At 71.4% G+C, this 25,235-nt stretch carries 26 protein-coding genes and 1 riboswitch; of the genes, 9 read left to right on the top strand and 17 right to left on the bottom strand.

The genetic code is table 11. The features are described from left to right. Positions 1-97: 97 nt before the first annotated feature. Positions 98-1,363, top strand: coding sequence for a PTS transporter subunit EIIC (locus tag IE237_RS30000; RefSeq protein ID WP_189805268.1), 1,266 nt, complete (start codon positions 98-100; stop codon positions 1,361-1,363). Positions 1,364-1,423: 60 nt separating this feature from the next. On the opposite strand, the gene IE237_RS29995 is transcribed toward IE237_RS30000, so the two are convergent. Continuing rightward, the gene (locus IE237_RS29995) at positions 1,424-2,176 is read right to left on the bottom strand and encodes an MBL fold metallo-hydrolase (RefSeq protein WP_189805267.1); all 753 of its coding nucleotides are present in this window, start codon (positions 2,174-2,176) and stop codon (positions 1,424-1,426) included. 203 nt (positions 2,177-2,379) lie between these two features. Between IE237_RS29995 and IE237_RS29990 the strand changes: the two genes are divergently transcribed. After that, on the top strand, positions 2,380-2,883 hold the full coding sequence (locus tag IE237_RS29990; RefSeq protein WP_189805266.1) for a type II toxin-antitoxin system PemK/MazF family toxin: 504 nt from the start codon (positions 2,380-2,382) through the stop codon (positions 2,881-2,883). 142 nt (positions 2,884-3,025) lie between these two features. On the opposite strand, the gene IE237_RS29985 is transcribed toward IE237_RS29990, so the two are convergent. The 10 genes from IE237_RS29985 to clpS form a co-directional block, all read right to left on the bottom strand. After that, positions 3,026-3,976 carry a PLP-dependent cysteine synthase family protein gene (locus tag IE237_RS29985; protein WP_189805265.1) on the bottom strand — a complete coding sequence of 317 codons (951 nt, stop codon included), beginning with the start codon at positions 3,974-3,976 and terminating at the stop codon, positions 3,026-3,028. Between the two features lie 5 nt (positions 3,977-3,981). Further along, entirely contained in the window at positions 3,982-4,260 is a 279-nt protein-coding gene (locus tag IE237_RS29980; protein WP_189805264.1) for a MoaD/ThiS family protein, read from the bottom strand. A 91-nt stretch (positions 4,261-4,351) separates the two neighbouring features. Continuing rightward, positions 4,352-4,468, bottom strand: a complete 117-nt coding sequence (locus tag IE237_RS41645) for a putative leader peptide (protein WP_323809276.1) — start codon at positions 4,466-4,468, stop codon at positions 4,352-4,354. Between the two features lie 44 nt (positions 4,469-4,512). Further along, the gene (locus IE237_RS29975; protein ID WP_189805263.1) at positions 4,513-5,298 is read right to left on the bottom strand and encodes an ABC transporter ATP-binding protein; all 786 of its coding nucleotides are present in this window, start codon (positions 5,296-5,298) and stop codon (positions 4,513-4,515) included. Beyond that, positions 5,295-6,365: a FecCD family ABC transporter permease gene (locus IE237_RS29970; protein WP_189805262.1), complete on the bottom strand. Its 1,071-nt coding sequence runs from the start codon at positions 6,363-6,365 to the stop codon at positions 5,295-5,297. The genes IE237_RS29975 and IE237_RS29970 overlap by 4 nt, the downstream gene beginning before the upstream one ends. Continuing rightward, the gene (locus IE237_RS29965) at positions 6,362-7,336 is read right to left on the bottom strand and encodes an ABC transporter substrate-binding protein (RefSeq protein ID WP_189805261.1); all 975 of its coding nucleotides are present in this window, start codon (positions 7,334-7,336) and stop codon (positions 6,362-6,364) included. The genes IE237_RS29970 and IE237_RS29965 overlap by 4 nt, the downstream gene beginning before the upstream one ends. 59 nt (positions 7,337-7,395) lie before the next feature. Continuing rightward, positions 7,396-7,469, bottom strand: a riboswitch (cobalamin riboswitch). 78 nt (positions 7,470-7,547) lie between these two features. Then, positions 7,548-7,973, bottom strand: a complete 426-nt coding sequence (locus IE237_RS29960) for a M67 family metallopeptidase (RefSeq protein ID WP_189805260.1) — start codon at positions 7,971-7,973, stop codon at positions 7,548-7,550. 76 nt (positions 7,974-8,049) lie between these two features. Beyond that, complete coding sequence (locus IE237_RS29955) at positions 8,050-9,507, bottom strand: amino acid permease (protein WP_189805259.1); 1,458 nt, start codon at positions 9,505-9,507, stop codon at positions 8,050-8,052. 322 nt (positions 9,508-9,829) lie between these two features. Further along, positions 9,830-10,414 carry a DUF2017 domain-containing protein gene (locus IE237_RS29950; protein WP_189805258.1) on the bottom strand — a complete coding sequence of 195 codons (585 nt, stop codon included), beginning with the start codon at positions 10,412-10,414 and terminating at the stop codon, positions 9,830-9,832. Next, positions 10,414-10,719, bottom strand: coding sequence for an ATP-dependent Clp protease adapter ClpS (gene clpS, locus IE237_RS29945; protein WP_189805257.1), 306 nt, complete (start codon positions 10,717-10,719; stop codon positions 10,414-10,416). The genes IE237_RS29950 and clpS overlap by 1 nt, the downstream gene beginning before the upstream one ends. Before the next feature lie 114 nt (positions 10,720-10,833). On the opposite strand from clpS, the gene IE237_RS29940 reads away from it, so the two are divergent. Together IE237_RS29940 and IE237_RS29935 are read left to right on the top strand one after the other, a co-directional pair. Next, positions 10,834-12,162: a nicotinate phosphoribosyltransferase gene (locus IE237_RS29940; protein ID WP_189805256.1), complete on the top strand. Its 1,329-nt coding sequence runs from the start codon at positions 10,834-10,836 to the stop codon at positions 12,160-12,162. A gap of 85 nt (positions 12,163-12,247) precedes the next feature. Beyond that, positions 12,248-12,847 carry a nicotinamidase gene (locus IE237_RS29935; RefSeq protein ID WP_189805255.1) on the top strand — a complete coding sequence of 200 codons (600 nt, stop codon included), beginning with the start codon at positions 12,248-12,250 and terminating at the stop codon, positions 12,845-12,847. Between the two features lie 131 nt (positions 12,848-12,978). Here IE237_RS29935 and IE237_RS29930 read toward each other — a convergent pair whose 3' ends face one another. Both IE237_RS29930 and IE237_RS29925 read right to left on the bottom strand, forming a co-directional pair. After that, positions 12,979-13,290 (bottom strand): hypothetical protein, encoded by a 312-nt coding sequence (locus tag IE237_RS29930; protein ID WP_189805254.1) that lies wholly within the window; start codon positions 13,288-13,290, stop codon positions 12,979-12,981. A 122-nt stretch (positions 13,291-13,412) separates the two neighbouring features. Beyond that, positions 13,413-15,821 carry an immune inhibitor A domain-containing protein gene (locus IE237_RS29925; protein ID WP_189805253.1) on the bottom strand — a complete coding sequence of 803 codons (2,409 nt, stop codon included), beginning with the start codon at positions 15,819-15,821 and terminating at the stop codon, positions 13,413-13,415. Between the two features lie 327 nt (positions 15,822-16,148). On the opposite strand from IE237_RS29925, the gene IE237_RS29920 reads away from it, so the two are divergent. Next, the gene (locus IE237_RS29920; RefSeq protein WP_189805252.1) at positions 16,149-16,406 is read left to right on the top strand and encodes a hypothetical protein; all 258 of its coding nucleotides are present in this window, start codon (positions 16,149-16,151) and stop codon (positions 16,404-16,406) included. Positions 16,407-16,419: 13 nt separating this feature from the next. On the opposite strand, the gene IE237_RS29915 is transcribed toward IE237_RS29920, so the two are convergent. Next, positions 16,420-17,178 (bottom strand): RDD family protein, encoded by a 759-nt coding sequence (locus tag IE237_RS29915; protein WP_189805251.1) that lies wholly within the window; start codon positions 17,176-17,178, stop codon positions 16,420-16,422. Positions 17,179-17,324: 146 nt separating this feature from the next. Next, positions 17,325-18,911, bottom strand: a complete 1,587-nt coding sequence (locus tag IE237_RS41410; RefSeq protein WP_189805250.1) for an RDD family protein — start codon at positions 18,909-18,911, stop codon at positions 17,325-17,327. A 334-nt stretch (positions 18,912-19,245) separates the two neighbouring features. Between IE237_RS41410 and IE237_RS29905 the strand changes: the two genes are divergently transcribed. Next, positions 19,246-19,737: an SsgA family sporulation/cell division regulator gene (locus IE237_RS29905; RefSeq protein WP_189805249.1), complete on the top strand. Its 492-nt coding sequence runs from the start codon at positions 19,246-19,248 to the stop codon at positions 19,735-19,737. 23 nt (positions 19,738-19,760) lie between these two features. Here the strand turns inward: IE237_RS29905 and IE237_RS29900 are convergent, their stop codons facing one another. After that, on the bottom strand, positions 19,761-21,128 hold the full coding sequence (locus IE237_RS29900) for an FAD-binding oxidoreductase (protein ID WP_189805248.1): 1,368 nt from the start codon (positions 21,126-21,128) through the stop codon (positions 19,761-19,763). Positions 21,129-21,226: 98 nt separating this feature from the next. Here IE237_RS29900 and IE237_RS41405 point away from each other — a divergent pair, with 98 nt between their 5' ends. After that, entirely contained in the window at positions 21,227-22,642 is a 1,416-nt protein-coding gene (locus IE237_RS41405; RefSeq protein WP_268253751.1) for a tetratricopeptide repeat protein, read from the top strand. 99 nt (positions 22,643-22,741) lie between these two features. Here IE237_RS41405 and hppD read toward each other — a convergent pair whose 3' ends face one another. After that, the gene (hppD, locus tag IE237_RS29890) at positions 22,742-23,887 is read right to left on the bottom strand and encodes a 4-hydroxyphenylpyruvate dioxygenase (RefSeq protein ID WP_189805246.1); all 1,146 of its coding nucleotides are present in this window, start codon (positions 23,885-23,887) and stop codon (positions 22,742-22,744) included. 121 nt (positions 23,888-24,008) lie between these two features. On the opposite strand from hppD, the gene IE237_RS29885 reads away from it, so the two are divergent. Next, positions 24,009-24,476 (top strand): Lrp/AsnC family transcriptional regulator, encoded by a 468-nt coding sequence (locus tag IE237_RS29885; RefSeq protein WP_189805245.1) that lies wholly within the window; start codon positions 24,009-24,011, stop codon positions 24,474-24,476. 122 nt (positions 24,477-24,598) lie between these two features. Continuing rightward, positions 24,599-25,234 (top strand): ArsR/SmtB family transcription factor, encoded by a 636-nt coding sequence (locus IE237_RS29880; protein ID WP_189805244.1) that lies wholly within the window; start codon positions 24,599-24,601, stop codon positions 25,232-25,234. Position 25,235 lies beyond the last annotated feature (1 nt).

Here is a 25,235-nt window from a genome sequence, read left to right as displayed (position 1 = left end):
TGTAGACCACGCGGTCCAGACCACCGCGTTCCACGAGACGTCGCCTCCCCCCGTGTTCACTGTCCCTGGCGGCGCCTTGCCTTACTGGAGGAAGTTGATGAGTACGGCCACCGCCCAGGCCGCCGCTCCCGCGAAGAAGCGCGGATCCGGCCTGTTCCAGGGCCTGCAGAAGGTCGGTCGCAGCCTGCAGCTGCCGATCGCCGTTCTGCCGGCCGCGGGTATCTTGCTCCGTCTCGGCCAGCCCGACGTCTTCGGCAAGGACGGACTCGGTTGGGACAAGGTCGCCTCCGTGTTCGCCACGGCCGGCGGCGCGGTCTTCGACAACCTGCCCCTGCTCTTCTGCATCGGTGTCGCCATCGGCTTCGCCAAGAAGGCGGACGGCTCCACCGCCCTGGCCGCGCTCGTCGGCTTCCTGGTCTACAGCAACGTGCTGAAGGCCTTCCCCATCACCGAGGCCGTCGTCAACACGACCGCCAACAAGGGTGTCGACGTCGCCGCGACGTACAACAACCCGGGTGTCCTCGGCGGCATCCTGATGGGTCTGCTCTCCGCCGTCCTGTGGCAGAGGTTCCACCGCACCAAGCTGGTGGACTGGCTCGGCTTCTTCAACGGCCGCCGTCTCGTCCCGATCATCATGGCCTTCGTCGGCACCGCCGTCGGCGTCGTCTTCGGCCTGGTCTGGGAGCCGATCGGTGAGGGCATCTCCAGCTTCGGCGAGTGGATGACCGGCCTCGGCGCCGGTGGCGCCGGCCTCTTCGGTCTCATCAACCGCGCGCTGATCCCGGTCGGCATGCACCAGTTCGTGAACACCGTCTCCTGGTTCCAGATCGGCGACTTCACCAACGCCGCCGGCGAGGTCGTCCACGGTGACCTCAACCGCTTCTTCGCCGGTGACCCGAGCGCCGGAATCTTCATGTCGGGCTTCTTCCCGATCATGATGTTCGGCCTCCCGGCCGCCGCCATCGCCATCGCGCACGCCGCCCGCCCCGAGCGCCGCAAGGCCGTCATGGGCATGATGGTGTCGCTCGCGCTGACCTCCTTCGTCACCGGTATCACCGAGCCGATCGAGTTCACGTTCATGTTCATCGCGCCGGTCCTGTACGCGATCCACGCGGTCCTGACCGCCGTCTCGATGGCCGTCACCTGGGCCTTCGGAGTCCACGCGGGCTTCACCTTCTCCGCCGGCGGCATCGACTACCTGCTCAACTGGAACCTCGCGACCAAGCCGTGGCTGATCATCCCGATCGGTCTCGTCTTCGCGGCGATCTACTACGTGGTCTTCCGCTTCGCGATCACCAAGTTCAACCTCCCCACCCCGGGCCGCGAGCCCGAGGAGGAGATCGAGGACCTCACCAAGGCGTGACCCTCGCCCGTACGCGGAAGGCCCCCGGAACCCTCAGGTTCCGGGGGCCTTCCCGTGTGCTCAGACTTCGTAGACCGCGCCCGGCCGCGCCAGCTCCGACGGGCCCTTGTACACCTCGCGCGCGTCCGTCAGGTTCCGCTCGCCGTCCGTCCACGGCGGGATGTGGGTGAGCACCAGGCGGCCCACCCCCGCCCGGGTCGCCTGGGCACCGGCCTCCCGGCCGTTGAGGTGGAGGTCCGGGACGTCCTCCTTGCCGTGGGTGAAGGAGGCCTCGCAGAGGAAGAGGTCGGTGCCGTCGGCGAGGTCGTGCAGCGCGTCGCAGACCCCGGTGTCCCCGGAGTACGTCAGCGAACGGCCGCCGTGCTCGACCCGGATGCCGTACGCCTCGACGGGGTGGCACACCTTCTCCGTACGGACGGAGAACGGGCCGATCTCGAAGCTGCCGGACGCCAGCGTGCGGAAGTCGAAGACCTCGCTCATCGACGTGGGCGAGGGCGTGTCGGCGTACGCCGTGGTCAGCCGCTGCTCGGCACCCTCCGGGGCGTAGACCGGGATCGCGTCGCAGCGCCCGCCCTCGTGCCGGTAGTAGCGGGCGACGAAGTACCCGCACATGTCGATGCAGTGGTCCGCGTGCAGATGGCTGAGGAAGATCGCGTCGAGGTCGTACAGACCGATGTGTCGCTGCAGCTCGCCCAGGGCGCCGTTGCCCATGTCGAGGAGCAGCCGGAAGCCGTCGGCCTCGACGAGGTAGCTCGAACAGGCCGAGTCCGCGGACGGGAACGACCCGGAGCAGCCGACGACGGTGAGCTTCATGGAGCGTGAACCTCCGTGGACGGGTGCGGAAAGCGCGCTGAGGGAGGGGGAGGCTGTGCGGTCTGTCGAGCGTAAGGCGCACGCGGGCCCGCCGCTCCTTCGTGGTGGCCCGTTGTGGGCGAACTCACGGGCTCTGTCACCGGTTCGGATGGATGGCGGGGCGCGGCGGCGGGGTGGGGCGCGCCCCGGTACCTTCTTGAGGTATGGACACGTCGTGGTGGCCCGCGCTGGTCGCGGTCGTGGTGATCGCGCTGGTGGTGGTGATCGCCGACGGGCGGAAGCGGTCCTCGCGGCGCCCTGCGGGGAGGCCGGCGGGGCGGACCCGGCCGCCGGCGCGGCCGACGCGGCCGGCACGAGGTCCCGCCGGGCCGCGGCAGGCTCCCGCGCGGCCGGGCCGGGCGCCGCGGGCGGCCGAGATCTGGTGGGCCGACGTGCCCTTCGAGGACGGGCCCGGGTCGAAGGACCGGCCCTGTCTGGTGCTCGTCGTACGGGGGGACAGCGCGCTCGTCGCCAAGATCACCAGCAAGTACCACGACGAGCGGCCCGGGGTGATCGCGCTGCCGCCGGGGGCGGTGGGCGACGCGCAGGGGCGGCCGAGCTTCCTGGAGACGGACGAGCTGCGGGAGGTGCCGGTGGAGGACTTCCGGCGGAGAGTGGGAGAGGCGGACCCGGTCCTGTGGGACCAGGTCCGCCACCTCGCGCGGTAGCGGTGCGGGGCGGCGGGTGCGGGTTCAGGCGCGAGAGCCTGGGCGCGGCTGTGCGCGCCGTTCCGTTGTGCCCACCCTCCCCCGGACTTCGTCCGGGGGGGGACCCCCACGCCCTAGCGGAACGTAGGCCGACAATGAGGCCCTACGCCCAGAGCTGGCCCTGGACCGCTTCGATCGCTTCCTCGGTCGTCTTGGCCGTGTAGAGGCCGGTCGAGAGGTACTTCCAGCCGCCGTCGGCGACGACGAAGGCGATGTCGGCGGACTCGCCCGCCTTGACCGCCTTGTTGCCGACGCCGATGGCCGCGTGCAGGGCCGCGCCGGTGGAGACGCCCGCGAAGATGCCCTCCTGCTGGAGGAGTTCGCGGGTGCGGGTGACCGCGTCGGCGGAGCCGACCGAGAAGCGGGTGGTGAGGACGGAGGCGTCGTACAGCTCGGGGACGAAGCCCTCGTCGAGGTTGCGCAGGCCGTAGACGAGGTCGTCGTAGCGCGGTTCGGCGGCGACGATCTTGACGTCGGGCTTGTGTTCGCGCAGGTAGCGGCCGACGCCCATCAGGGTCCCGGTGGTGCCGAGGCCGGCCACGAAGTGGGTGATGGAGGGGAGGTCGGCGAGGATCTCCGGGCCGGTGGTGGCGTAGTGCGCGCCGGCGTTGTCGGGGTTGCCGTACTGGTAGAGCATCACCCAGGACGGGTTCTCGGCGGAGAGCTCCTTGGCGACGCGTACCGCCGTGTTCGATCCGCCCGCCGCGGGGGACGAGATGATCTCCGCGCCCCACATGGCGAGCAGCTGGCGGCGCTCCTCGCTGGTGTTCTCGGGCATGACGCAGACGATGCGGTAGCCCTTGAGCTTGGCGGCCATGGCGAGGGAGATGCCGGTGTTGCCGCTGGTCGGCTCCAGGATGGTGCAGCCGGGGGTGAGGCGGCCGTCCTTCTCCGCCTGCTCGATCATGTGGAGCGCGGGGCGGTCCTTGACCGAGCCGGTCGGGTTGCGGTCCTCCAGCTTCGCCCAGATGCGGACGTCGTCCGAGGGCGAGAGCCGGGGGAGGCGGACCAGCGGCGTGTTGCCGACCGCGGCCAGCGAGGAGTCGTAACGCATGTGGATCAGACCATGCCGCCGGCGACGGCCGGCAGGATCGTGACGTTGTCGCCGTCGGTGAGCTTGGTGTCGATGCCGTCGAGGAAGCGGACGTCCTCGTCGTTGAGGTAGACGTTGACGAAGCGGCGGAGCTTGCCGCCGTCCACGATGCGGGCCTCGATCCCGGGGTGGCGCGTCTCCAGGTCGGTGAAGAGCGCGGCGAGGGTCTCACCGCTGCCCTCGACGGCCTTCTCGCCGTCGGTGTAGGTGCGGAGGATGGTCGGGATGCGGACCTCGATGGCCATGGCGTGGGCTCCTGTCGGAAGTGGCGTGATGGGCGCGCTTCTGTGGCCCCGCGCGGAGGGGGTCGTACGGTGAGGGCGCTCGGCCGGTCGCTCAGAGCGCAGCGCGTGAGGTACAGATCGCGCTGGCGAGGCGGCACAGGTCGACGTGCAGGCGTGCCACGAGCAGGGTGGTGCTCGGCGTCTCTTCGCTCACGTCGTGGGAAACCATGGGCTCATCGTATCGATTCCCGGTCCGGGTTTCGGAATGTGATCTCACATGGTGGATGATTTCTGACCGCCTGCCGGAACGGGCTGGAAGAGGACGGTGGGGCTCCCCGTCCTCGGATGCGGGATGACCTCGGCGTCCACCCCGTAGACGGCCTCCAGGAGGGCGGGGGTGAGGACCTCTGCGGGGGTTCCGCCGGTGACGACCCTGCCGCGTTCGAGCACGTAGAGACGGTCGCAGTACGCCCCCGCCAGGTTGAGGTCGTGGAGGGCGAGCAGGTTGGTGGTGCCCAGGGTGCGGACGAGGGCCAGGACGTCGAGCTGGTGGCGGATGTCGAGGTGGTTGGTCGGCTCGTCGAGGACGAGGAGGGCCGGGTCCTGGACGAGGGCGCGGGCGACGAGGGCGCGTTGGCGTTCGCCGCCGGAGAGGGTGGGGTACGGGCGGTCGGCGAGGTCCGTGAGGCCGACGCGGGCGAGGGCGGCGTCCACGCGCGCGAGGTCGTCGCCGGTGTCGCCCTCCCAGAACCGTTTGTGCGGGGAGCGGCCGAGGGCGACGAGTTCGCGGACGGTGAGCTCGAACTCGGTGGCGCTGTCCTGGGGGACGGTGGCGACGCGGCGGGCGCGGGCCTTGGGGCCGAGTGCGTGGAGGTCGTCGCCGTCGAGCGTGGCGCGGCCCCCGGTGGGGGTGAGGGTGCCGTAGACGCAGCGCAGGAGGGTGGTCTTGCCGCTGCCGTTGGGGCCGATGAGGCCGACGGTCTCGCCGGGGTGGACGGTGAGGTCGGCGGAGCGGAGGCGTTCCTCGTACGAGAGTCCGTGCAGGCGGAGCTCGGTCACAGGGCTGTTCCTTCGGGGCGGCGGCGCATCAGCCAGAGGAGGAACGGGCCGCCGGTGAGCGCGGTGAGGACGCCGACGGGGACGTCCTGTGGTGCGGCGACGGTCCGGGCGCCGAGGTCGGCGAGGACGAGGGCGAGCGCCCCGCCGAGAGCGGCGACCGGGAGGAGGCGGCGGTGCGGGGCGCCGACCGCGAGGCGGGCGGCGTGCGGGGCCATGAGGCCGACGAAGCCGACGGCTCCGCTCGCCGCGACCATGACGGCGGTGACGAGGGAGGCGAGGACGAAGACGCCGGCGCGGAAGCGGGCGGTGTCGAGGCCGAGGACGGTGGCGCCCTCCTCGCCGGTGAGGAGCAGGTCGAGGGGGCGGGCGAGGGCGAGGAGGACGCCGACTCCGAGGGTGAGGACGGCGGCGGGCAGGGCGAGGGTGTCCCAGCGGGCGCTGCCGAGGCCGCCGAGCGACCAGTACAGCGCCTCCTGGAACTGCTCGGGCCGTCCGGCGACGACGAGGAGCAGGGTGGCGAGGGCGGAGAGGATGTAGGAGACGGCGACTCCGGCGAGGACGAGCCGGGCGCCGGTCATGGTCCCGCCGCGGCGCGCGAGCGCGTAGACGAGGACGAGGGCGAGGAGGGCGCCGGCGAAGGCCCCGGCGGGCAGGGCGAGCGTGGTGGTCACCCCTCCCCCGACGCCGACGACCAGGACGAGGACGGCTCCCGCGGAGGCGCCGGAGGAGATCCCGAGGAGGAAGGGGTCGGCGAGCCGGTTGCGCACGAGGGCCTGGAGGACGGCGCCGACGACGGCGAGCCCGGCGCCGACGACGATGCCGAGCAGGACCCGGGGCAGCCGTACGTCGAGCACGATCGTCCGGTACGGCGAGGGGCCCGCCCGCCCGGTCAGGGCGTCGAGCACCTGGCCGGGCGGGATGCGGACGGAGCCGAGGGCGAGCGCGGCGAGGACGGCGGCGGCGAGGGCGAGGAGCAGTCCGGCGACGACGAGGGCGTACCGGGCGGGGTGCGCGGGGCCCTGGGCCCGGACGGGGGTCCGGGCCGGGCGGACGGCGGTGGTGGTCATCGGGCGGCGGGGTGCAGCTGGGCGGCGAGCTTGTCGACGGCCGCGGGGACCCGGACGCCGAGGACGGTGTCGGAGAGGGGGAGGACGGCGAAGCGGCGGTTCCGGATCGCGGGGACGTCCTTGAGGGCGGGGTCGTCGAGGAGCCGCTTCTTCTTCTGGGCGACGGTGGTGGTGCCGTAGTCGTAGATGACGATCACGTCCGGGCGCCGGTCGAGGACCTGTTCCCAGGTGGCGTCGCCGAAGGTCTTGTCGAGGTCGGCGAAGACGTTGCGGCCGCCGGCGCGGGTGATGAGTTCGTTGCCGATGCCCTTGCCGCCGGCGGTGAACGCGGTCTTGTCGCCGCTGTCGTAGACGAAGACGGAGACCGGGGTGATCCCCTTGAGGCGCTTCCCGGTCGCGGCGACGGTGGTGCGCGCGCCGCGGATCCAGGTCTCGGCGCGGTCGGGGACGCCGAAGGTGCGTCCGGTCTCGCGGACTTCGCGGTAGAGGTCGTCGAGGGAGGTCGAACCGGAGGGGCAGTACTCGGTGTTGAGGCGGGTGTCGATGCCGGAGCGCTTCAGGTCGTCCCGGCCGCGGCCGTCCTTCGCGTCGAAGGCGGAGGCGTAACCGCCGTACACGAAGTCGGGGTTCGCGGCGAGCAGGGCCTCCTTGGAGGGGTACTCCTTCGCGAGGACGGGCACGGTGTCGTACGCCTTCTCGTACGCGGGGAGGATCGCGTCGTCGAGGTAGGCGGTGCCGACCAGCGACTTCTCCAGGCCGAGGGCGAGCATGACCTCGGTGACGTGCTGGTTCATGGTGACGGCCCGCTTCGGCGGGGCCTGGTAGGTGGTCGTCACACCGCAGTTGGTGACGGTGTACGGGAATCCCGGTGCGGGCTTCGCCTCGGGGGTGCGCTCCGCGGGGGCGGCGCAGCCGGCGAGCAGGGCGGCGAGGGCGGCGGCGGGCAGCAGGGCACGGCGGGGCCGGGTCATGACGGGTTGCCTCCTCCGGGGATTTCCACGTCCCCGATCGGCGGTGGGAGGCGGCAGGTCAGTTCCTGGCTTCCGTCTCCGCGAGGAGGCGGTCACAGTGGCGGGACCGTGCCGGATTCGCACCGGCTTCCTGGGTCCTGCCGCCCGTTGGTCCCGGCCAGTGTCTCACTGGGGCCGGGACGGCTCGCGGACGGTGCCGGAGGGAGGGGGGTCAGGCGTAGGCCTCGACGACCTTGACCTCTTCCTCGGTGACGACGCCTTCGACGATGGTGAAGGAGCGGAACTGGAAGGGGCCGGCGCCGTCGGTGTCGGCGGTGGAGACGAGGACGTAGTGGGCCTGCGGCTCGTTCGCGTACGAGATGTCCGTGCGGGACGGGTAGGCCTCGGTCGCGGTGTGCGAGTGGTAGACGATGACGGGCTCCTCGTCCCGGTCGTCCATGTCGCGGTAGAGCTTGAGCAGGTCCGCGGAGTCGAACTCGTAGAAGGTGGGCGAGCGGGCGGCGTTCAGCATCGGGATGAAGCGCTCGGGGCGTCCGCTGCCGACCGGGCCCGCGACCACGCCGCAGGCCTCGTCGGGGTGGTCCGCTCGGGAGTGCGCCACGATCTGGTCGTACAGGGCCCGGGTGATGGTCAGCATGCCGACAGGATAAGCAGACGGGCCGTTCCGTACCGAGAAGTGGTACGGAACGGCCCGGATGCTGAGACGTGCCTGGTCAGGACTGGACCGACTCCCGGTCGGACCGCTTCGCGAAGGCGGCGCCCTCGGGGTTGCGGGCCTTGAGGACCAGGTAGGAGACGGCGAGGATCAGGCCCCACACCGGCGCGCCGTACAGCGCGACCCGGTTGTCCGTGTCCATGGCCATGGTGACGATGACCATGGCGATGAAGGCGAGCGAGAAGACGCTGAGCCAGATGCCGCCCGGCGCCTTGAACGAGGAGTGCGGCAGCTCGCCCCGGTCGGCCTTGAGGCGGTACCGGATCTGGCAGATCAGGATGACGATCCAGGCCCACATGCCGGAGATGGTGGCGAAGGAGACGACGTAGTTGAACGCCTCGCCGGGCCACTGGTAGTTGATCCAGACGCCGACCATCATCAGCGCGGCCGAGACGGTGGTGCCGACCAGCGGGGTGCCGGACTTCGTCAGCTTGGTGAAGACCTTCGGGCCCTGGCCGTTGAGCGCGAGGTCGCGCAGCATGCGGCCGGTGGAGTACATGCCCGAGTTGCAGGAGGACAGGGCCGCCGTCAGGACGACGAAGTTGACGATGGCGGCGCCGATGCCGAGGCCCATCTTCTCGAAGGCCGCGACGAAGGGGCTGACGCCCGGCTTGAACGCGGTCCACGGGACGACCGACAGGATCATGATCAGCGCGCCGACGTAGAAGACGGCGATGCGCCACGGCACGGTGTTGATGGCCTTCGGCAGGACCGTCTTCGGGTCCTTCGACTCGCCCGCGGTGACGCCGACCAGCTCGACGGCGAGGAAGGCGAACATGACCATCTGGAGGGTCATGAGGGTCGAGAAGATGCCGTCCTTGCCGGCGAAGAAGCCGCCGAGGTCCCACAGGTGGGTGACGGTGGCGGTGTCGCCGGCGTCGGAGAAGCCGAGGGTGAGGATGCCGGCGCAGATCAGGATCATGCCGACGATCGCGGTGACCTTGACCATGGAGAACCAGAACTCCAGCTCACCGAAGAGCTTCACGGAGATCAGGTTGGCGCCGTAGAGGATCACGGTGAAGACGAGGGCGGAGAGCCACTGCGGGATGTCCCACCAGTACGTCATGTAGGTCGCCGCCGCGGTGACCTCGGTGATGCCGGTGACGACCCAGAAGAGCCAGTACGTCCAGCCCGTCGCGAATCCCGCGAAGGGGCCGATGAACTCGCGGGCGTACTCCGAGAAGGAGCCCGACACCGGGCGGTACATGAGGAGCTCGCCGAGCGCCCGCATGATGAAGAAGATGACGAGGCCCGCGACGGCGTACGCGAGGATCAGGCTCGGTCCCGCGATGGAGATGCCCTTGCCCGCGCCCAGGAAGAGCCCGGTGCCGATGGCACCGCCGATCGCGATCATCTGGATCTGCCGGGCGCCGAGTGCCCGGTGGTAACCCTCGCCCGAGGCGGAGTCCGCGGCCTCATTGCCGTCGTGCTGCTTGTCGACCTGCACTGAGGTCATGGTGGTGCGCCTTTCTCCATGCTGATCCGCGCGACTGCGAGTGCGTCTGCTGCGGATCAGTTCCTGATCCCCCCGGATGTGGATGGAGTGCTACCGGCGGTCAGCCGGCTCAAGCGCCCTCGGGAACAGGGGTGGCGTGCCCGAGTGGTCGTGAAGATTTATCACGGGGTGAGGGGTGATCGACGGAGTTCCGTGTGGCGCACGCCATAAAAAAATACGGACAAAAGGCAACGCAAGACGGCAGAGCGGACGCTCTGATAACGCATTCGTTATCCGGATTTGAGCGTCCGCTGAGCGAACATCGAGCCGATCGGAGAGACGGCTACGGCATCAGGGTCGCGACGAGGGACTCCTGGAGCGCCCCCAGCCAGAGGTACGCCATCACCATCGGCTTGCGCGGATCGGAGTCCGGCAGCCGGTACAGCTGCTCGCTCTCCTCGTCGTCCGTGACCTCCAGGCGGGTCCCGATGGTCAGCCGGAGGTCGTTGAGCGCGCCGAGCCAGGCCCGGGACTCCTCCGCGGTGAGCTTCAGGACCGCGCCGCCCTCCCCCGCCGCCTCGGCGGAGAGGGAGTCCAGGGCGCGCACGACCAGGAGGGCGTCCTCGCGCTTGCGGGCCCGCAGGTCGTTCTCGGTGAAGCGGCGGAAGTCGGAGGCGGCCGCCCGCAGCTCCTCACTGTCGTCCCCGTACGCGTCGGGGAAGAGGCGGCGGAGGGCGGGGTCGGACGGCGGCTCGCTGGGCCCCTCGGCGAAGAGCGCGGCCAGCGGGTCCGCGTCCGCGGCGGGCTCGTCGCCCGGACCGATCAGCTCCATGAGCTGCACGGCGAGGGAGCGGAGGATGGAGATCTCGACGTCGTCGAGCGCGACGGCCGCGCCGCCGCCGGGGAGCGTCTCGAAGTGGCCGGCCATCAGAAGCGGTCCTGGGAGAGAGTCGCCCACAGGCCGTAGCCGTGCATCGCCTGCACGTCCCGTTCCATCTCCTCGCGGGTGCCGCTGGAGACCACCGCGCGGCCCTTGTTGTGCACGTCGAGCATCAGCCTGTGCGCCTTGTCCTTGGAGTATCCGAAGTACGACTGGAAGACGTACTCGACATAGCTCATCAGGTTGACCGGATCGTTGTGCACCAGGGTCACCCAGGGCACGTCGGGTTCGACGACCGCGGAGACCTCCTCGGCCGATTCCGTACGTTCGATCTCAATAGGCGCGACGCTCACTCACACCATGTTGTCACCCCTGGGGGGTCGTCGCGCAAACGGGGCACGCAGGGGGGCCCGCTATTCGGACCCCCTATTCGTCACTCTGACGATTTCTGCGCTAGCATCGCTGACATGAACGCTGCGGACCTTGGGCTGCCGGTGGACGTGCCGTCGACCGCGCTCTTCACCGATCAGTACGAGCTGACCATGCTCCAGGCGGCCCTGCGGGCCGGCACCGCCGACCGGCGCTCCGTCTTCGAGGTCTTCACCCGGCGGCTGCCCGAGGGGCGGCGCTACGGGGTCCTCGCGGGCGTCGGCCGGGTCCTGGACGCCGTCGAGAACTTCCGGTTCGACCCCGCCGTCCTGGGCTTCCTGCGGGAGCGCGGCATCGTCGACGAGCCGACCCTGGAGTGGCTGGCCGGCTACCGCTTCTCCGGCGACATCTGGGGCTACCCCGAGGGCGAGGTGTACTTCCCCGGCTCCCCCGTGCTGCGCGTCGAGGGCTCCTTCGCGGAGTGCGTGCTCCTGGAGACCGTGATCCTCTCGATCCTCAACCACGACTCGGCCATCGCGGCCGCCGCCTCCCGCATGTCGGCCGCGGCCGCCGGCCGGCGGCTGATCGAGATGGGCGCCCGCCGCACCCACGAGCTCGCGGCCGTCGCCGCCTCCCGCGCGGCCTACGTCGGCGGCTTCGACTCGACCTCGGACCTCGCGGCCGGCTTCCGCTACGGCATCCCGACCGTCGGCACCTCCGCCCACGCCTTCACCCTGCTCCACGACAGCGAGCGGGACGCCTTCCGCGCCCAGGTCGAGAGCCTGGGGCGCGGCACGACCCTGCTCGTCGACACGTACGACGTGGCCGAGGCCGTCCGCACCGCCGTCGAGGTCGCCGGACCCGAGCTGGGGGCCGTACGGATCGACTCCGGCGACCTGCTGCTGGTCGCGCACCGGGTGCGGGCGCAGCTCGACGAGCTGGGCGCCCGGAACACGAAGATCGTGGTCACCTCGGACCTCGACGAGTACGCCATCGCCTCCCTCGCGGCGGCCCCGGTCGACGCGTACGGAGTGGGCACGCAGCTGGTCACCGGCAGCGGCCACCCGACCTGCTCCATGGTCTACAAGCTGGTCGCCCGGGCCGCCTCGGCCGATCCGAAGGCGCCCCTGGTGCCGGTGGCCAAGAAGTCGCTGGGCGGGAAGACCTCCGTCGGCGGCCGGAAGTGGGCCGCCCGCCGGCCCGACGCGGCCGGGGCCGCCGAGGCGGAGGTCGTGGGCACCGGCCCGGTCCCGCCGGAGCTCGCCGACCACCAGCTGCTGGTCCAGCTGGTCAAGGGCGGCGACGTGGTGGCCCGGGAGCCGCTGGAGGCCGCCAGGGCGCGGCACATCGCGGCCCGCGCGGGGCTGCCGATGTCGGCGATCCAGCTGTCGCGGGGCGAGCCGGTCCTGCCGACCGAGTACCTGTAGGAGTCCTCGGGGACGCCCCCTCCCGCACGGAGGGGGAAGTCTCTAGGCTCGAAGCCTCCCTTCCGACGCGCTAAGGACACCCGCCATGCACCGCGCATTGATCGTTGTGGACGTTCAGAACGACTTCTGCGAGGGCGGCAGCCTCGCGGTGACCGGCGGCGCGGACGTCGCCGCCGCCATCACCGACCTGGTCGGCCAGACGGCGGGCACGTCCTACCGGCACGTCGTCGCCACCCGCGACCACCACGTCGACCCGGGTGCGCACTTCGCCCCGGCCGGGGAGGCGCCGGACTACGTCTCCTCCTGGCCGGTGCACTGCGTGGCCGGTACGGAGGGCGTCGGCTTCCACCCGAACTTCGCTCCCGCCGTCGCCAGCGGGGCGATCGACGCCGTCTTCGACAAGGGCGCGTACTCCGCGGCGTACAGCGGCTTCGAGGGGTTCGACGAGAACGGGCTGACGCTCGCGGAGTGGCTGCGTTCGCGGGACGTCACCGAGGTCGACGTGGTCGGCATCGCCACCGACCACTGCGTCCGGGCCACGGCCCTGGACGCGGCGCGGGAGGGCTTCCGGACCCACGTCCTGCTCGATCTGACGGCCGGCGTGGCCAAGGAGACCACGGACCGGGCGCTGGAGGAGCTCCGGACCGCGGGCGTGGAGCTGACGGGCAAGCCGGTCGTCGCCTGAGGCCGGGCGGCCCGCGCGTCGGTCGCCCGCGCGTCGGTCGCCCGCGGGTCGGTCGCCCGCGGGTTGGTCGCCCGCGCGACCGGGTCCTCCGCGTCCGGGTCCTCCGCGCCCGTTTCCTGCGCGGCCGGTGCCTACGCGGCCGGTTCCTTCGGGAGGGAGCGGACCGGGTGCCAGAGCTCCTGGGCGGTGCCCGGTGTGGATCTCCACAGCAGGCCGTCCGGGTGGTGCAGGACCGCGGTGACCTCGTCCGGGGTCGGCGGCTCGGTGTTGCCGCGGAGGTAGACGGCCCGCAGCCCCAGGTTCCGCAGCCGGGTCAGGGCGCGGGCACGGTTGGCGGCGTGGACCAGGAAGCGGACGGTGGCGCCGTCGCGGGCCGGGCTGGGAAGCCCTATGGCGACGACCACGCTGCCTCCCGGCAGCTTGCAGAACCCTCCGTTGGGCATGCGGAACCACTCCCCCGTGGATCAGATGTCAATAAGAACTGCGTCAGACGCACCTAAACACGATCGGCCGCCGCCCGCTAGAGGGCGACGGCCGATCATGGTTTGACCTGCGGTTCTACAAATTACTTGGTCGAGGGACCGACCTGAACCGTGATCGTCTGGCCATCCTTCGGCTCCTTGACGACCTGGATCTTGGTGTTGGTGTCAGTTACCTGGACACCGGCGCGCGGGTTCTCGGCGAACCAGTAGACGCCCTTGCGGTCGTCGAAGGTCGGGTTGCCGGCCTGCGACGGGACCCACGTGGCGACGCCCTTGTTGTGGAGCTGGAAGCCGTCCGTGCGGGCGATGGTGAAGGGCGAGTCGTAAGCCTGGACGCGGTTGCGCATCAGCTCACCGTTGGACCACTTCAGCGGGCTCGGGTGCGAGTCGATCGGGAGGACCAGACCGGCGCCCGGGTGCTGGGAGGTGTTGTTGTCCTTCTGGGACAGGTCCCACTTCCAGATGAGCAGACCGTTCTGGTACGCGTAGTGCTCGACCCAGCCGGCCTTGTCACCCGTGAACCCGAAGTTGTACGGGCCGACCTTGAGGGTCGAGTCGTACGAGACGTACTGGCGGTTCTCCGCGATGTAGTACTGCTCGTACTCCTTCGTGAAGCCCTTGCCGACCCGCGAGAAGCCCTTGGCGACCCAGCCGTTGTCGCCGTTCTCGGCGCCGTCGGCGAAGACGGAGGCACCGTCGGCGGTCAGGTTGATGGCGTCGGCCGTGAAGCCCTTGCCGCCCGCGCCGCCGTCCGTCTGGTAGCGGAAGCGGAGGTCGAACTTCTTGCCCGCGTAGGCGCCCAGGTTGTAGACGAGCTTCTTGCGGGTGTCGGAGACACCGGTCAGCGCCGGGGAGCCGGCCGCGTCGCGCGGGAGGGCCACGCCGTCGGCGGTGCCGTCCAGGGCCGTCCAGTTGGCGCCGCCGTCGGTCGACACCTCGGTGTAGAGGTAGTCGTACTCGGCCTCGATGTCGTACCAGCCCTGGACCTCCAGGGAGGCGGACGTCTTGCCCGTGAGGTCGACGGAGCGGGTCAGGGTGTTCTTGAGGTCGTCACCCATGTTGCTCCACCACTGCGAAGCACCCTCGGCGGGAGCGACGATGTCGGTGGTGACCTGCTTCTTCGGCAGCTCGACGACGAGCGCCTGCGGGTTCTTGGTGTTGTACTCCGAGACGCCCAGCTTGTGGGTGGTCTTGGTGGAGCGCTGCCAGTCGTTGACCTTGGCGTAGTTCAGCCAGCCGAGCTGGAGCTTGTCCCAGGCGGTCATGTCGCCGGGCAGGTCGCCGATGGCGTCCTTGCCCTGGCCGAGCCAGGAACCCGAGGACATGAGGGTCCAGAACCCGGTGGAGTTCTCGCCGCCCGCGGTGTCGTAGTGGTCCGGCAGACCGAGGTCGTGGCCGTACTCGTGGGCGAAGACGCCGAGGCCGCCGTTCTCCGGCTGCATCGTGTAGTCGCCGACCCAGATGCCGGTGTCACCGATCGGGGTGCCGCCGGCCTTGTTGTTCTCGGGGCCGGTCTTGCCCGCGTTGGTGCCGTAGGCGTACCAGCGGTGGGCCCACAGGGCGTTCTTGCCCTCGGCGCCGCCGCCGGCCGACTCGTCCTCGCCCGCGTGCACGAGCTGGAAGTGGTCGATGTAGCCGTCGGCCTCGTTGAAGTTGCCGTCGCCGTCGAAGTCGTAACGGTCCCACTGGTCGTACGTGGCCAGCTGGGCCTTGATCTGGGCGTCGGTCTGGCCCTTGGCCTTCTGGTCGGCGACCCAGGCGGTGAGGCCGTCGCGGACGGTGTCCCAGACGTTGGAGCAGTTGGTCTGGCCGCAGTAGTTCGAGCCGTAACGGGCCTCGTTGTACGGGACCTTGACCCAGTCGGAGACCGTGCCGTCGACCGAGTAACGGCCGGACGAGGTCCGCTCGTAGTAGGTCTTCAGGGACTGCTTCGGCTGGCCCTTCTTGTCCTTGCCGGTGCCGAAGTACAGGTCCTGGAAGTGCTGCTGGTTGTAGTCCGCCTGCCAGGCCGTGGAGTTGTCGTTCGCACGGTCCGGCTGGGCTATACGGTTGTGCAGCGGGCCGGGCGTGCCGCCGTACTTCGGCTTCAGCTCCGGCGTGTCGTCGTCCTTGCGGTCGACCAGGGTGGTGTTGTCCACCTGGTCGCCGAACTCGACGAGGATCGTGAAGATCTTGTCGGTCTTCTCGCGGCCGAGCTCGACGTACTTCTTCGCGCCGAGCTTCACGACCTGAGAGCCGCCACGGTTCTCGACCTTGGCGTCGCCGTTCAGCACCCGCTCCAGGGCAGCCTTGCGCTGCTGCTCCTGCTGGTCGCTGTAGGGACCCTCGAGGTCGTGGTCGACCGTCGTCTTGTCGACGGTCTGGATGCCGGCCGGCTCCACGCTGACGTGATTGTCGGCCCAGGCGGTGGTGAAGGTCGAGGCGGTGGCGGCGGTGGCCGCGAGCGCCACGACGACTGCGGACGCTCTGATCGCCCGTCGTCTGTTGGTCACTTGATGTTGTCCTCCCCGGCGCCCGCGCTCTCGGACCGAAGGTGGGGTGTCCGTCCGGCGGGGTCGCGCGTCACAAGTGACGACATTCGACCGGAGTGGGACGAGAAAAGACAGATCTTGACTTGCACGGGTCAACTGCACTATGCAGGAGCCGGTTTCCGATAATCGAACACTCAGCGGGCGCACCGTGAAGGAAGATTGACGATTTCGTGACCCCGTGCGCCCCCCGTGCACCGGAAGCGTGGGTTAGGTCACGCTTACCTGCGCCACCGCCCGGGCATCCACCGTCGTAGAGTCGTACCGAAGTCTCGAGGGGCGGTACACGTCATGCAGCGTCCGAACGCCGCACAGCTCACCTACGGTTCGGCCACCGTCGTCCTCGCGACCGTCGCCCTGCTGCTGCTCTCCGGTACGACGACGACCCTGGGCATCGCGGTGATCTGTGCCGCCGGCCTGCTGCTCGGCGCCCTCGTGGCCGTGACGATGCCGGTGCGCGAGCGACCCGTCAATACCTCCGTGGACGAAGAGATCCGGGTGCCGGCCGAGCGCGTGGGCGCGGGGGCCGATACCCGGATCGGTTCGTGACGCTTCGTCCGTATTACTGAGGGACGCTCACCACCACGGTCTTCGCCGCCTTGTCGTGCAGGCCCTGCTTGTACGGCTTGTCGACCACGATCAGGATCAGGATCAGCAGCGGCCACAGGCAGGCGCAGCAGACCAGCGCGGGCACCCAGAGCACGACGGCGCGCAGCAGGGACTGGCTCATCGGCGGCGTCGATCCGTCGTTGAGCATCGCGACCCGCAGCTTCATCAGCTTCTTGCCGACGGTCCGGCCGTCCTTGGCCGTGAGCACGGTGTCGTACGCGACGAACGCGACGATCGTGATGAGCTGGAAGACCAGCTGGCTGCCGCCGTTGAGGCTGTTGACCGTGTCGCCGAAGTCGTTGCCGTCCCGGGTCGCCCGGTCGTAGATGTGGAACGGGATGCCGATGATCGCGAGCGGCACCGCGACGATCAGCCAGTCGACCAGCCGGGCGAGGACGCGCCGGCCGGTCTCGGCGAGCGGCGGCATCCCGGAGAGCGGATCGGTCCCTCCGTAACCGCCTCCGTAGCCACTGCCGTACGGGGGCGGGGGCGGGGGCATGTTGTCGTACGGCGAGCCGTACGGGCTCCCCGGAGGCGGACCTCCCGGCGGGGGCCCTCCCGGAGGCGGACCTCCCGGTGGAGGCCCTCCCGGAGGCGGGCCTTCCGGGGGTGGCCCCGACGGCGGCGGACCTCCCGGCGGCGGCTCCGGGGGCCTCTTGCTGAACGGGTCGTCCTCGGGCGGCTGGCCGGGCGGCGGCTGGTCGGTGCTCATGGGGGCAGTGCATCCCGGGCGGGACGGCCCCGCAAGGAATCACCGCCCGTTCGGGGGACGGGGCGTCCCTCGCGGGGCGTCCCTCGCGCCGTCCCGGTGCCTCCCCGGTGCCTCCCGTGCTTCCCGGGCGCTTCCCCGGCGGACCGTCAGCGCGCCACGAAGGTGCGCGCCGCCTTGTCGTGCCAGCACTGCCGCCAGGGGCGGTCGAAGAGGCACCACAGGACATTGAGGACACCGATGGCCAGGATCCCCAGGACGCTGTAGACGAGCCAGCGGCGGAGCGCCTTCCCGAACGTCGGCGGCTGGTGCGACTCGATGTCCCGCACCTCGATCCCGCACAGCTTCTTGCCGAGCGTGCGGCCCCACTTGGCGGTGGGCAGCGCCTCGTACAGGATGCCGATCACGAACAGCGAGGCGAGCGCGATGCCGAACTGGACGGAGGTCGTCGAGTCGAGCAGCCAGACCTGGACGGTGGTGCCGGACTGCTTGGCGGCCTCGATCTTGCCCTCGATGTGGTCGACGGCGGCGGTCACGAAGGGCACGGAGGCCGCGCCGACCAGCGCGCTCAGGACGATGCCGTCGATCAGACGGGCGATCAGACGCCTGCCGAGCCCCGCGGGGCGCGCGGAGGCCTGCGCGCGGGCCGCCTGCTGGAACACGTCCTCGACGGGCGGCTTCCACGGGACGACGGGCTGCTGTTCCTGCGGCTGGGGCCGGGCCCCGGCCTGGGGCTGCTGCTGAGCGGCCCAGGAGGGCGTGGACGGTGTCGCCGGTACGGGGGCGGGGGCCGGCGCGGGGGCCGGGGCCTGCACGGGCGTCGGTACGGGCGAGGGGGCCGGGGCCGCGGGGGCGGGCGCGGCGGCCTGAGCCGGTCGGGGCTGGGGCTGAGGCTGAGGCTGGGGTGCCGGGGAGGGCGTCGGGATCGGGGTGACGGGCATGCCCCCGAGGCGTGCCGCTCCCCCGGTCGCCCGGGGGTCCGCGACGGGCGCCGGGGCGGCGGCCCGCGGCTCGTCCGGCTCGCTCCCGCCCGCGACCGGCCACTCGGCCGGGGTGCGCGGGTCGGGCGTCCGCGGCGCTCCCCAGGAGACCTTCTGGTCGAGCTCGCCGCCGAACCCGGTCTGCCGGGCGGAGTCCGCCTGCCAGGCCGACGCGGGCTCGGCCGCGAGGGGCTCCTCGTCGAAGAAGACGGGCCCGGTCTCCTCCACCGTGGGTACGGGAGCGGGCGCCGGTGCGGGGGCCTGGGCCTGTGGTTGCGCCTGTGGCTGGGCCTGGGCCTGTGGTTGAGCCTGGGCCTGGGCCTGGGCCTGCGGCTGGGCCTGCGCCTGCGCCTGCGCCTGGGCCTGCGCCTGCGCCTGGGCCTGGGCCTGGGCCTGGGCGGGAACGTACGCGGTGGGCTGCACGGACGCGGCGGCCGGCACCTGCGCGGCGGGCTGCTCGGGCGCCGGGGACGGCACGGGCGCCACGGACCGCGCCGGTGCCTCGAACGGTTCCGGCTCCGCGGACCTGGCGGGTGCCGCCACCGGGGCCGGGGCGGGGCCGGAGGCCAGGATCGGGCCCGCCGGGATCGCCGCGGCGGGCGGCTGGGGCGGAACCTCGCCGTCCGCGGGGGCGGGCCGGCTCGTGCCGGGCACCCACGCGCCCCCGTTCCAGAACCGGATGTATCCGGGAATGGACGGGTCCGGGTAGTACCCCGCCTGCGGTACCTCTCCGCCGCCTCCAGGAGGAGTAGCCACTGCCCCGACTCCGTTCAGTCACAACGCCTTTGATCCGCACGGCCGCGCGCCGGGCGTGCCGCGCCCAAGGAGGACAGTAACGAAGAACGTCCCCGAGGGGAGAAGGAGCCCGCGAGAAAGCCCGCCTTCGGGGGGACGCTTACCGGAATCGATCACTCCCGGTGATGTTCGGGCCGACACATCCCGCGCCGCATCCCGCGCGGAGGCCGGCCCGGAACACCTCCCCCGGAAACTTCCCGAAAAAACTTCCCGAAGTCGCGTAATGAGCCGCGTCCACCCCGCTCTCTCCAGGTGAAGGCCCGTCCGGGGCCCGTCCACGAGAAGGAGCACGACCATGCAGAACACCGACAACACCACCGTCGAGCGCGAGCTGGAGCTGAAGCTGGTGCTCTCCCCCGAGCGCTCCATCCCCGTCCCCGCCCGGCTCGCCTACCGGACGGACGACCCGTACGCCGTCCACATCACCTTCCACGTCGGCACGGACCACCCGGTCAACTGGACGTTCGCGCGCGAGCTGCTCGTCGAGGGCGTCTTCCGGGCCTGCGGCCACGGGGACGTCCGCATCTGGCCCACGAAGGTCGACGGCCGCAGCGTCATCCTGATGGCGCTCTCCTCCCCCGACGGCGACGCGCTCCTGGAGGCCCCGTCCGCGCAGGTGTCCGCCTGGCTGGAGCGGACCCTGCGCGCGGTGCCGCCGGGCACCGAGTCCGAGCGGCTCGGCATCGACGACGGGCTGGCGGAGCTCCTGGCGACCACCGCGATCGCCGACGAGCTGTGGCTGCGCGACCCGTGGCCGTCGGACGAGTCCCAGGACGGCGAGCTGTGACCCCCGTACCTCCTGATGCGAACTCAGAAGAGCTTTCCGGGGTTGAGCAGCCCCAGCGGGTCGAAGGTGGCCTTGATCCCGCGCTGGAGCTCCAGACCGACCGGCCCCAGCTCCCGTGCCAGCCACTCCTTCTTGAGGACGCCCACGCCGTGCTCGCCGGTGATCGTGCCGCCGAGCGCGAGCCCGAGCGCCATGATCTCGTCGAAGGACTCCCGCGCCCGCCGCGACTCGTCCTCGTCGGTGTGGTCGAAGCAGACGACGGGATGGGTGTTGCCGTCGCCCGCGTGCGCGCAGACCCCGATGGTCAGGTGGTACTTCTCCGCGATCGCCGCCGTGCCGTCGAGCATCTCGGCGAGCCGCGTCCGCGGCACGCACACGTCGTCGATCATCGTCGCGGACTTGATCGTCTCCAGGGCCGTGAGGGAGAGCCGGCGCGCCTGGAGGAGCAGTTCGGACTCGGCGCTGTCCGCGGCCGGGACGACCTCGGCGGCACCCGCCGCCGCGCACAGCTCCCCGACGGCGGCCAGATCGGCGGCCGGGTCCGGGGTGTCGAAGGCACACAGGAGCAGGGCCTCCGTGGTGTCCGGCAGACCCATGCGCGCCATCTTGTTGACCGCCTGCACGGTGGTGCGGTCCATGAGTTCGAGCAGCGAAGGGGTGTGTCCGCGCTCCATGATCGCGCAGACGGCCTCGCAGGCGGCGGCCGCGGAGGGGAACTCGGCGGCGAGCGCGAGCTGCGCCGGCGGCTGCGGCCGGAGCGCGAGCACGGCCCCGACGACGATGCCGAGACTGCCCTCCGAGCCGACGAAGAGCCGGGTCAGGTCATAGCCGGCGACGCCCTTGGCGGTGCGCCGGCCGGTGCGCAGGAGCCGGCCGTCGGCGAGGACGACGTCCAGGCCGAGGACGTACTCGGCGGTGACCCCGTACTTGACGCAGCACAGGCCGCCCGAGGCGGTGCCGATGTTCCCGCCGATGGTGCAGGTCTCCCAGCTGGACGGGTCCGGCGGGTAGTACAGACCGTGTTCGGCGACTGCACGGGACAGCACGGCGTTGACGACGCCCGGTTCGACGACGGCGATCCGGTCGACCGGGTTGATCTCCAGGATGCGGTCCATCTTGACGAGGGAGAGCACGATGCAGCCGTCGGAGGCGTTGGCGCCGCCGGACAGGCCCGTGCGGGCGCCCTGCGGCACGACGGGCACACGGAGTTCGGTCGCGGTGCGCATGACGTGCTGGACCTGTTCGACCGTGCGCGGGAGCACGACGGCCGCGGGGGCGCCGGCCTCGCAGAAACTCGCCATGTCGCGCGCGTAGGAGGCCGTCACGTCCGGATCGGTGAGCAGCGCCTCGGCGGGGAGCCCGGCGCGCAGCCGCGTCAGAAGATCGTCCATGCGTCCAGCGTGGCACCCGGGGCCATCGGTGTGAACCCGCCGGAGCGAGCGCTTCGTGTGCTCTTCGTACAGGCGGATGCGGGCGCACAGTGAGCGCCATGAAGACCGAGAACGTGTCGAGGACGGTCCTGGCGGCCGGGGTGGGCGCGGTGCTCGCGGCGACGGCCCTGCTGTACCTCCCGGAGCTCGCCGGCCAGGGCCCGACTCCCCCGCCCGGTCCGGCGGAACGGGCCGTGATCGCGGCCCACGCGGGCGCGCAGGCCGCGCTCCCGGACCTGGCCGCGCTGATCACCGACCGGGAGAAGTGGCTGCGGGCCCATCCGGACGACGAGGCCTCCTGGGCCGAGCTGGGCGCGGCGTACACGGAGCGGGGCAGCAGGCTCGGGGACGTACGGGACTATCCGCGGGCCGAGCGGGCGCTGCACCGCTCGCTCGCCGAAAAGCCCGCCGCGCGCGGCAATCTGGAGGCGCAGCTGGCCCTCGGGGCGCTCGCGGGGGCGCGGGGCGACTGGAAGACGGCCAAGGAGTGGGGCGAGCGGGTGCGGAAGGCCGACCCGCGCCGTTGGCCCGCGTACCCCGTCCTGATCGACGCGTACAACGGCCTCGGGAACTACAAGGCGGCCCAGAAGGCGATGGAGAGCCTGGAGGAGCTCCACGCGGGCGCGGTGGTGCGGGGCAGGGCCGCGCAGTCGTACCGCGACCGGGGCTGGCGGGAGGACGCCGACGCGGCCGCCCTCGACGCGGTGGCGCTCGCGCAGTCGGACACGGACCGGGCGGCCTCGCTGGCGCGGCTCGGGGACCTGGCGTGGGAGCGGGGCGAGCCGGACGAGGCCTTCGCGCGGTACGGGGCGGCGCTGCGGCTCGTACGGGACCACGGGCCCTCGCTCGCCGGGCGGGCGCGGACGCTGACGGCCCTCGGCCGCACGGAGGAGGCGGCGCGCGAGTGGCGGGCGGCCCTGGCCCGGCTCCCGCTGCCGGAGTACTTCCTGGAGGCGGGCGAGCTGTACGAGTCGCTGGGCCTGGAGGGCGACGCCCGTGCGCTCTACGAGCGGCTGCGGACGGCCGGCCGGCCGGGGGCGGAGGCGACCCTGGGGCTGCTCGACGCGGACCACGGCGACCCGGCGGCGGCGGCCGTCCGGATGCGGGCGGAGTGGGCGCGGGGCCACCGCTCGGTGCGGGTGGCGGACGCGCTGGGGTGGGCGCTGCACCGCTCGGGCGCGTCGAAGGAGGCGCTGGGGTACGCGAAGCTGGCCACCGAGGAGGGCCTGCGGAGCGCGCCCTTCATGTACCACCGGGGCGAGATCGAGCGGGCCCTGGAACAGACCGGCCCGGCCCGCCGGCACCTGGCGGAGGCCCTGCGGATCAACCCCGAGTTCTCGCCCCTGCACGCCCGGAGGGCCGAGGCGGCTCTGGCGGCCCTGGGCGAACTGCCGGACGAACTCCCGCCGGAGCTCCGCCCGGAGCCGGCCGGGAAGCCGGCGGTCCCGGCGGCGTCGGGCACGAGGCCGGGGTAGGCGCCCCGGCCCACCCCCCGCGTGAGCCGGAGCACCACCCCGGGGCTTGGACGTGCGAGAGGGGTCCCGGGGCGTCCCGGGACCCCTCTCGCAGGGCGACTAGAGGTTGCCGCGCTTCTCCTGCTCGCGCTCGATGGCCTCGAACAGGGCCTTGAAGTTGCCCTTGCCGAAGCCCATGGAGCCGTGACGCTCGATCATCTCGAAGAAGACGGTCGGGCGGTCCTGGACCGGCTTGGTGAAGATCTGCAGCAGGTAGCCGTCCTCGTCGCGGTCGACGAGGATCTTCAGCTCGCGCAGGGTCTCGACGGGCACGCGGGTCTCGCCGGCCCACTCACCGAGGGTGTCGTAGTACGAGTCGGGGGTGTCGAGGAAGGAGACACCCGCGGCCCGCATCGCGCGCACGGTGGCGACGATGTCGTTGGTGGCGAGGGCGATGTGCTGGACGCCGGCGCCGCCGTAGAACTCCAGGTACTCGTCGATCTGCGACTTCTTCTTCGCGATCGCCGGCTCGTTGATCGGGAACTTCACCTTGAGGGTGCCGTCCGCGACGACCTTCGACATGAGCGCCGAGTACTCGGTCGCGATGTCGTCGCCCACGAACTCCTTCATGTTCGTGAAGCCCATGACCTTGTTGTAGAAGGCGACCCAGTCGTTCATCCTGCCGAGCTCGACGTTGCCGACGCAGTGGTCGATGGCCTGGAAGGTGCGCTTGGCCGGCGGCTCGACGATCGGGTTCGCGGAGACGAAGCCCGGCAGGTACGGGCCGTCGTAGCCGGAGCGCTCGACGAGGGTGTGGCGGGTCTTGCCGTACGTGGCGATGGCGGCGAGGACGACGGTGCCGTGCTCGTCCTTCAGCTCGTACGGCTCGGTGATGCCGGTGGCGCCGTGCTCGACGGCGTAGGCGTACGCGGCGCGCGCGTCCGGCACCTCGATCGCCAGGTCGACGACGCCGTCGCCGTGCTCGGCGACGTGCTCGGCGAGGAAGCGGCCCCAGTCGGTCGCGACCTTGATGACGGAGGTGAACACGAAGCGGGCCGCGCCGTTGGTGAGGACGTAGCTGGCGGTCTCGCGGCTGCCGTTCTCCGGTCCGGAGTAGGCGACCAGCTTCATGCCGAAGGCCGTGGAGTAGTAGTGCGCGGCCTGCTTGGCGTTGCCGACGGCGAAGACGACCGCGTCCATTCCCTTCACGGGGAAGGGATCGGCCTGCCGCGCGGTGGAGGGGGTGTGATCGATGGTCTCAGTCATGGCAGCAATGTCCCGCCGTTCTGCAAGGTGCGCAAGAGTTCGCTGATCCGCTGGTCATGTTGCACAGCGACGGGCGAGTATGGCCGTGCGACTTGTACATCCTGACCATGGGGAGACCGCTGTGGCGATCGATCATCTGGACGGACGGCTCATCACGCTCCTCGCGCGCGAGCCGCGCATCGGCGTCCTGGAGGCCTCCCGGCGCCTGGGGGTGGCGCGGGGCACGGTCCAGGCACGGCTCGACCGGCTCCAGGCGAGCGGGGTGATCAGCGGATTCGGGCCCCAGGTGGATCCGGCGGCGCTCGGCTATCCGGTGACGGCCTTCGCGACACTGGAGATCAAGCAGGGGCAGGGCGCGGACGTGCGGGGGCATCTGGCGACGGTGCCCGAGGTCCTGGAACTGCACACGACGACGGGCCACGGCGACATGCTCTGCCGGCTCGTGGCCCGCTCGAACGCGGACCTCCAGCGGGTGATCGACAAGGTGGTGGCCTTCGAGGGGATCGTGCGGGCGTCCACGGCGATCGTGATGGAGAACCCGGTGCCGCTGCGGATCATCCCGCTGGTGGAGCAGGCGGCGCAGGAGTAGCCCGGGAGGCGCGGCCGGGAGGCGCGGCCGGGGGGCGCGGCCGGGACGCAAAGAGAGCTCTGCAAAGAAGTAGTTGCAAAGAAACCCTTGCAACTACTTCTTTGCAACTCTACGGTGAGGTCATGCCCGAGTCCGAAGAGCAGTCCCCGGAGCCCCACGAGCAGCCCCACGAGCAGCCCGGGACGCAGCCCGACGAGCCCCTGAGCCGCACGCTCGACCCGCGCTCCCTGCGCGCGATCGCCCACCCGCTGCGCATCCAACTGCTGCGCGTCCTCCGCCGCTACGGACCCGCCACCGCCTCCCAGCTCGCCGAGCGGCTCGGCGAGTCCAGCGGCGCCACCAGCTACCACCTGCGCCAGCTCGCCGCCCACGGCTTCATCGTGGACGACCCGACGCGCGGCAAGGGCCGGGAGCGGTGGTGGAAGCCGGTCCACCGGGGGACGATCTTCGACGAGACGCTCCACAGGAACCCCGACCCCGAGGTCCAGGGCGCCCTCGACGTCGTCATGCACGAGATCGCGACCATCCACACCCAGGAGCTCTCGACCTGGGTCGCCACCCGCCACACCTGGGGCGAGGAGTGGTACGGCGCCTCGGACTTCAGCGACTTCAGGCTGAACGTCCCGCCCGAGCGGCTGCGCGAGCTCAACCAGAAGATCCACGCCCTGATCAACGAGTACGCCGACACCTCCGACCCCGACGCGCCGGGCGCCGCCCGCGTACGGATGCACCTGCACGCGTTCCCGCAGCACGACTGAC

Origin of the sequence: Streptomyces tanashiensis, from assembly GCF_014648895.1 — a bacterium.
In the GTDB taxonomy this organism is placed as follows: Bacteria; Actinomycetota; Actinomycetes; order Streptomycetales; family Streptomycetaceae; genus Streptomyces; species Streptomyces tanashiensis.
This window is presented reverse-complemented; position numbering and strand designations above follow the sequence as displayed.